This is a genomic window from Phormidium pseudopriestleyi FRX01, assembly GCF_017313335.1.
GTDB lineage: Bacteria > Cyanobacteriota > Cyanobacteriia > Cyanobacteriales > Laspinemataceae > Laspinema > Laspinema pseudopriestleyi.
On the sequence record NZ_JAFLQW010000177.1, the window covers coordinates 1 to 6,880 of the forward strand.

Genomic DNA, 6,880 nt, shown 5'->3' on the forward strand with positions numbered 1-6,880 from the left:
AACCGGAGAACGAAACTCCGACTCAACCCGATCCAACTTCTCCACCGATAGGGTCAGATAATCCGTCAACCGGACCCATTGTCACTCCTTCTATACAGCCGAATCCAGTATCTCCACCGTTGATTATTTCACCGGAACCGGATGGGAGTAATCCGCCTGGAGACAATATATCGGACTCAGTTCTTCCCGGTAATAACGGGGGAGAGAATGTCCCGATCGCACCGATAGTCCCAAACCCTCCGATTGATTCTTCAACTCCAAACGGGGAATCCACACCCGAGGCGATCGTTCGTAACCTGCGATCGAGGCAATTAGAGGTTGCGCCGAATTTAGGAGAAACAGAGATTGCCAATACCTTAGCGCCACCTATTCCTAATTTCGGGATGGATTCTGGACGCTTAGAGTTAGCTGAAACCTCCAATATGTCACAGTGGTCTGAAGCACAAAATGATCCAAACATTCGGACGATTAGTCGGATAGATATCGAACAACAGCTTGATCAAGGAAATATTACGGAAGCGATTAGTCTTCTGGATATGTATTTTACCGAAGAACTCAGTGTGTATCTGAGTCAACCCGTCCCAGGTCCTCGGAAACCCTTGAGCGCCCTGCAAGAAAAAGTTGTCCATGATTCTGAACCGACTGGGACTAATCCAGCGATTATTTATACCTTCGCTAGAGAACAAGAATTAAGTCTAATTCTTGTTCCAAGCAAAGGTGATCCAATTTACAAAAAAGTTGAGGCGGCAGATCGCGAAACACTGCTGAAAGTCGTTACAGACTTTAGGAAGGCCATTGCCGACCCCCGGTCCCGAATGACCAAAAGTTACCAAGTTCCTGCCCAACAACTCTATGAATGGTTGATTCAACCCTTAGCAGAGGACCTTAGAGACCTGGAAATTGATACATTGATGTTTTCAATGGATGAGGGGTTGCGATCGCTGCCTGTAGCTGCTTTATACGATGGGCAGCAATTTCTGGTTGAACAATACACGATTGGCCTAATTCCCAGTATGAATTTAACGGAAATGAACTATAACCCGTTGAACAATGCTCAACTCTTGGCAATGGGAGTTTCAGAATTTTCTGAACTGTATCCATTACCGGCGGTCCCGGTGGAAATTGCCAGCATTTTAACGGAGTGGCCCGGACAAGCTTTTTTGAATGAAAAATTGACATTAAAGAATCTCCAGGCACAACGTCAAAAAGAAGCTTTTCAGATGATTCATTTGGCAACTCATGCGGATTTCAAACCTGGGTCTCCCAGTAATTCTTTTATTCAGTTATGGGATACGACCCTACCGCTTTCTGAACTACGCCAACTGAAATGGAACGAACCACCTGTTGAATTATTAGTGTTATCGGCTTGTCGGACGGCGATCGGCGATCGCAATGCGGAGTTAGGGTTTGCTGGGTTAGCAGTTCAGGCAGGCGTTAAATCTGCTTTAGCCAGTATTTGGTACATCAGTGATGAAGGAACAGTGGCCTTAATGAATGAGTTTTACAATCAATTTAGATTGGGATGGATCAATGAAGATGGTACCGCTTCATCAACCCGACCTTACATTAAAGCAGAAGCCTTACGCCGCGCTCAAATCGCGATGATTCAGGGAGACTGGCGGATTGAAAATGGGGAGTGGATTGCCAACAATCCCTCTCGGAAAATTTCTCTGCCTCCGGAACTCAAACATTTAGGGAATCAAAATCTCGATCATCCCTATTATTGGGCTGCTTTTGTCATGATTGGTAGTCCTTGGTAAAAGGATCGCGGATAGTCTAAGTAAATTTACTTGGGTTACCCGCTATCGGTGTCAATTTCGTCAACCCGAAAAATTCTTTACAAATTTTAATAAAACTATATATAGTCTCACGTTATCTGCGTAGTTTCCCTAGGGTCCTTTAATTGACGGTCCTGATAATCATGTTATACTGGGAAAACCACTATAGCAATCCTAAATGATTTATGCCCTCTCCTGCTCCCCTCTCCTTGTAGGCCGCCTTATGTTGGGGGAGAGGTCTTATTCCACAACTGATTTAGGACTGCTATATAAAATTGTGGACATTTAGGGACTTATGACTAAAGGACCTGCGTTGATAACACCGATTAAGGGGATGGAAGACGCCCTCGCCAGTCCACAAAAATAAGAGAGCGATATCCATCCTAGGGTATAAGGGATGGTCAATCAATCGCCGCCTCTATGTATTTTGACAGAGATATGAATACCTGATTAATCCAGTTGAGGGCTAAATTTCTCTCGATTGGGCCATATCTAAATCGTTACCAGACACTTAAGATTAAGTCAAACCCTGAATGTTATTGCCTCTATCTCGATGAAAGAGTCCAATACTTCAGAAGGTGAATCGTTATCTAAAAACCTTGGGGGATAAGGGTTTTTTCACAAAGGGAGGAGTGTATATGCCTGAGCTAACAATAGGTTTAGATATTCAAGTCAATACAACCGTCGAGGGAGATCAGGTTAACCCTCGCATCAATAGCAACGGGCAGGGGACCACGCTCGTCGTTTGGGAAAGTTTGGGGAATTCCCCGGGGATTTATGCCCAACAGTATGACAATGAAGGGAATCCCGTCGGGGATGAGTTTGAAGTTGCCACAGGTAACAATCTGCAAAACCCATTAGTAGCAGTCGCCCTCGATGGCAGCTTTGTGGTCGCTTGGGAAGAAGCTGGGGCTGAAAACCGGATATTTCTCCAGCGGTATGACAGTGCGAAAAATCCAGTAGGAGAGGCAGTCGCCACCTCACTCACCAGTGCTGGAAATAAAGGCTCCCTCGCCCTTGATGGTCAAGGAAACATTCTATTAGTGCGGGCCGAGGGCAACGGTGCGAATGCAGGCATTTTCGCGCAACGATACAACGCCCAAAACCAACTGACCCAAGACTTTCAGGTGAATAACGAGGGAATCAATGCGGCCAACCCCACGATCGCAATGGCTGCCAACGGCAATTATGTGATTGCGTGGCAGCAAATTACCCCGGGAAATCAAGCAGGATCGGCTCGAAATATTGTAGCCCAACGCTTCGACACCACGGGGCCACTGGATCTGCAAGTATTTCAGGCGAATACGACCTCTCAGGCTAATCAACAGAACCCAGTGGTGGCGATCGCCCCGGATGGATCAACCTTCTCAATCTCTTGGGAAAGTGGCGGGGGTAATGCCTTTGGGGGGCTGTATGCTCAACGCTATGAGTTCGATTCGGGCAAAGCGATCGGGAATGAAATTCAACTCGACGCCGGAATCAACGTTGCCACGAAAGAGGTGGCAATTGGTGCCGATGGAACTCTGGCGATCGCCTATTCAGAAACCTCTGATATCTTTGTCAAACGCTACGATCGCGCTGGCAATCTGCTCAATCCCGAGGAAACCGCCCCCCTCAACGCATACACTGATGGCACTCAAACCTCCCCGGCGATTATTCAGAACAATCAAGGCAACTTCACCATTGTCTGGCAAAGCCAAGATCAAGACGGCAGTGGTTATGGAATCTATGGTAAAGGGTTGAGTGCGGGAGTCAGCAACGAGGATGATTCGGATCTTCCCGAACTGATTATCACCCCCACCGAAGAGACCCTGGAAGTCCCGGAAGGCAGCAGTAAAGAACTCTACTCGGTAGTTTTGAGTCGTCAACCGATCGCATATGTCACGATCGCCTTCGAGACGGGTGAGGGAATTGAACCCCTAAATCCAATCATTTTCACCCAAGACAACTGGGACATCCCTCAACCCATCACCGTCACCGCGATCGCCGATGAGATTGACCAAGGCGATCGGCCTCTGGAAATCCGCCATCAGGCCACCAGTTCTGACCCCGATTACGATGGACGGGAATTGGGGTCAGTGGTTGCTACTCTGATCGATGTTCCCCCTCCGGTGACCCCGGGTGGGGTGAGATTAATCGAACCCATTGGGAGTACCGAGGTCCTGCAAGGGTTCAAGGGGGACTCGTATAAAATCGCCCTCTCCCAGAAGCCGACAAAGCCCGTTACCATCACCGTAGAACTGCCGGAGAGCCTCTTAACAATGGGACAGGGCTTTCCCCAGGGTGAATCCACAACCGAAGAGACCACCACCTTCACCATCAGCTTTACCCCAGAGAACTGGAACATCTCCCAAAGCATCATGGTGAATGCTTTAGATGTTCCTCTTGTACCCAGCCGCAGTTTCCAACACGGAACGTCTTCGTTGGGGATCAATTATGCCATTACCAGTGATGATCCGGCCTATAACGGCTTAGAGATAGATGCGTTAAGCCTGAACTTCAAGAACACCAACAACCGGGGACTAGAGAAAACCCTCACCGAAGCTTCAGCGATCGGACTGAGCACCGTTGACGATCGCATTACTGGATCCCTAGGCAATGATATTATCCACGGACGCGAAGGGAATGACATTATCTATGGAGTCGAAGGGGACAATATTATCTATGGACAGGAAGGCAACGACGGCATAGAGGGCGGCGCCGGTAACGATATTATTTATGGCGGTGCTGGGAATGATCATCTGTATGGGGATGCCGGGGATGACATTATTTATGGAGGGGAAGAGAGCGATCGCATTTATGGAGGAGAGGGTAACGATGTCCTCTTGGGCGATGAGGGCAGCGATCGCCTCTTTGGAGGTCCCGGTCGCGATACCCTCACCGGAGGTCCTGGTAACGATAGCTTTGGCATCGGTCCTGGCACCGGGGGAGACAGTCCCAGCGAAGCCGATGTGATTACCGATTTTACCCAAGGGGAAGATATCATCGAATTTGTGGGCAACCTCACCTTTCAACAGTTGGATATCTATCAAGGGAGTGATGCTGATGCGGACGATACCATCCTGCGCGATCGCCAAACCGGGGAATATTATGCGCGGTTGCAAAATGTCATCGCCACCAGCCTAGACCCCTTCGATTTCGTTTAACTCCGCCGACAGGTACAGCAGTCCCGATTGCCGGTATGATGGGGAAAAGAATAAATCACCCTATAAGATGAATCCCGAATCCACACTCAACCAGCTAAAAGCCGCCTGTCCCCAAGGACAACTGCCTTCTAGCTATGGAGTTTACTTTAAGAATACCCTCGTGGCCCTGTGCCACGCCCTGGAAGATCATCTGTTGGAATCTTCCCCCACAGACTCTGACCAGAAACCCCTGGTTTTAGTCACCTTTCAACAAGGCAAGTGGTACTTGCAAGAAGCTGAACGATATTGGGACCTCGCCCAGCATTCCGGTCATGTGGCGATCGCTGCCCGCTGTGACAGTGGCTTTAGCACCCACCGCACCAACCAACTGGAAAACGTTTCCTTACTGGAATTGGATTCGGAGGATAGCTTAGTTAATGAATGGAATTTAATCATTATCGCGCCCACCTACCGGGCAATGCTTTTATGCCACGAGCTTTCTGAAGAAGAGTATTTACCCTCCGGTCAACCTTCCGTAGATATGGAACGAAAATTCTATGGAATGTGGACCTTTGAGCAAGAACTCGTCGCCAAATCCGCCGAAATTTTAATCGAACGATTTCGGCCCTACAATTCGCCACTGTGCGATCGCCTCCGTCAACAACTCCAGGATATTCTCAACACCGAAGGTCTTCCCCTGGCAGATATGACCGGGGTAGTCACCCGCATCGTCACCTACCTGCAAACATCGCAACAGCAACTGGTGACCCTGAACCGGCAAACCAGGGAACTCTGGGAATTAGAAGGTCGTGCCCTAAAAATCAGCCGGAATTTGAATGCCAATAAACTGCAAGCCTTCTTACGCATGGCCCAGCGCGTAGATGAACGAGATCAAGCTAATCCCTGCGCCTGCCTACAAGTTGCGGCCTTATCTGAAACCGTCGGTCAGTTGCTAGATTTGCCTACCCTGCAATTGCGGCGACTGAGACTTGCGGGGTTACTTTTCCGGACTGGGTTAGTTTCCGCACCCCGAGAAATTTTTGCCGAAACCTCGCGAGAGTTGGATGAAGTGAGCTTAACCTTTTGGCGCGATCGGGCCATCCTCAGCGCGCAATTACTCTCAGCAATGCCTGAATTAGCCCCCGTCACCCACATTGTCAAACATCACCTCGAATATTGGGATGGCAGTGGTAAACCCGATGGACTGCGAAGGCAAGACATTCCCCTAGAATCCCAAATTTTGGGGTTAGTCTCCTATTTCCAAGAACTCACTCAGTCTCGCGGTTCGCGATCGGCCCGCAGTCTATCCGATGCCCTCGAAAAATGTCAAGCTCGCAGTAATACCCGGTTCGACCCCCAATTAGTCGATACCCTCTCCCATATCGTCCGACTCACAGAAATGGGCCTCATGCAACTCCCCGATCGCCCCTCTCAATTGCCCAACGTCTGGCTAGAAGAAGCCTAGTCGGGAGGATGGGGGAGATGGGGAGGATGGGGAGATAGGGAGAGATTCCTCGTTACATGGCTGAAGCCATGTCACGCTCTCTTGGAGGCTCTGCCTCCAGTCCCCAATCAGGTAGGCGGTAGACCCTCCAATTGCTCGTGTTATGGCTTGAGCCCATATAGCGGTTCTAAATGAATTTGCGAATGGACCCTCACCCCCAACCCCCTTCGACCCTTCGACCCTTCGACCCCCTTCGACTGGCTCTGAGCCCCGCCGAAGGGTCGAAGGGGGCTTTAGAGCATACCTCATGAGTCCGGGAACCGCTATACTTCCGGTCCCCTCCCCTTGGCAAGGGGAGGGTTAGGGTGGGGTCCCCGGTCCCCTCCCCTTGGCAAGGGGAGGGGACCGGAAGTAATCTTAAATGTGAGGCAAATCCCCCCTGAACGTAAAAAAACTACTCTTGTAAGTCTCCCCCATCTCCCTCACCCAATTACCCACCCAACTTTCATGGATTTACAAGCGATTCGACAAGG

General features: G+C 49.6%; 3 protein-coding genes. All 3 read left to right on the forward strand.

Annotated features, from left to right (window positions below; all coding sequences use genetic code 11):
* On the forward strand, positions 1-1,760 hold a 1,760-nt coding region (locus tag J0895_RS06375; protein ID WP_207087272.1), incomplete at its 5' end, for a CHAT domain-containing protein.
* Positions 1,761-2,416: 656 nt separating this feature from the next.
* Entirely contained in the window at positions 2,417-4,924 is a 2,508-nt protein-coding gene (locus J0895_RS06380; RefSeq protein ID WP_207087273.1) for a calcium-binding protein, read from the forward strand.
* Positions 4,925-4,991: 67 nt separating this feature from the next.
* Positions 4,992-6,368 carry an HD domain-containing phosphohydrolase gene (locus tag J0895_RS06385; protein ID WP_207087274.1) on the forward strand — a complete coding sequence of 459 codons (1,377 nt, stop codon included), beginning with the start codon at positions 4,992-4,994 and terminating at the stop codon, positions 6,366-6,368.
* Positions 6,369-6,880: the final 512 nt, after the last annotated feature.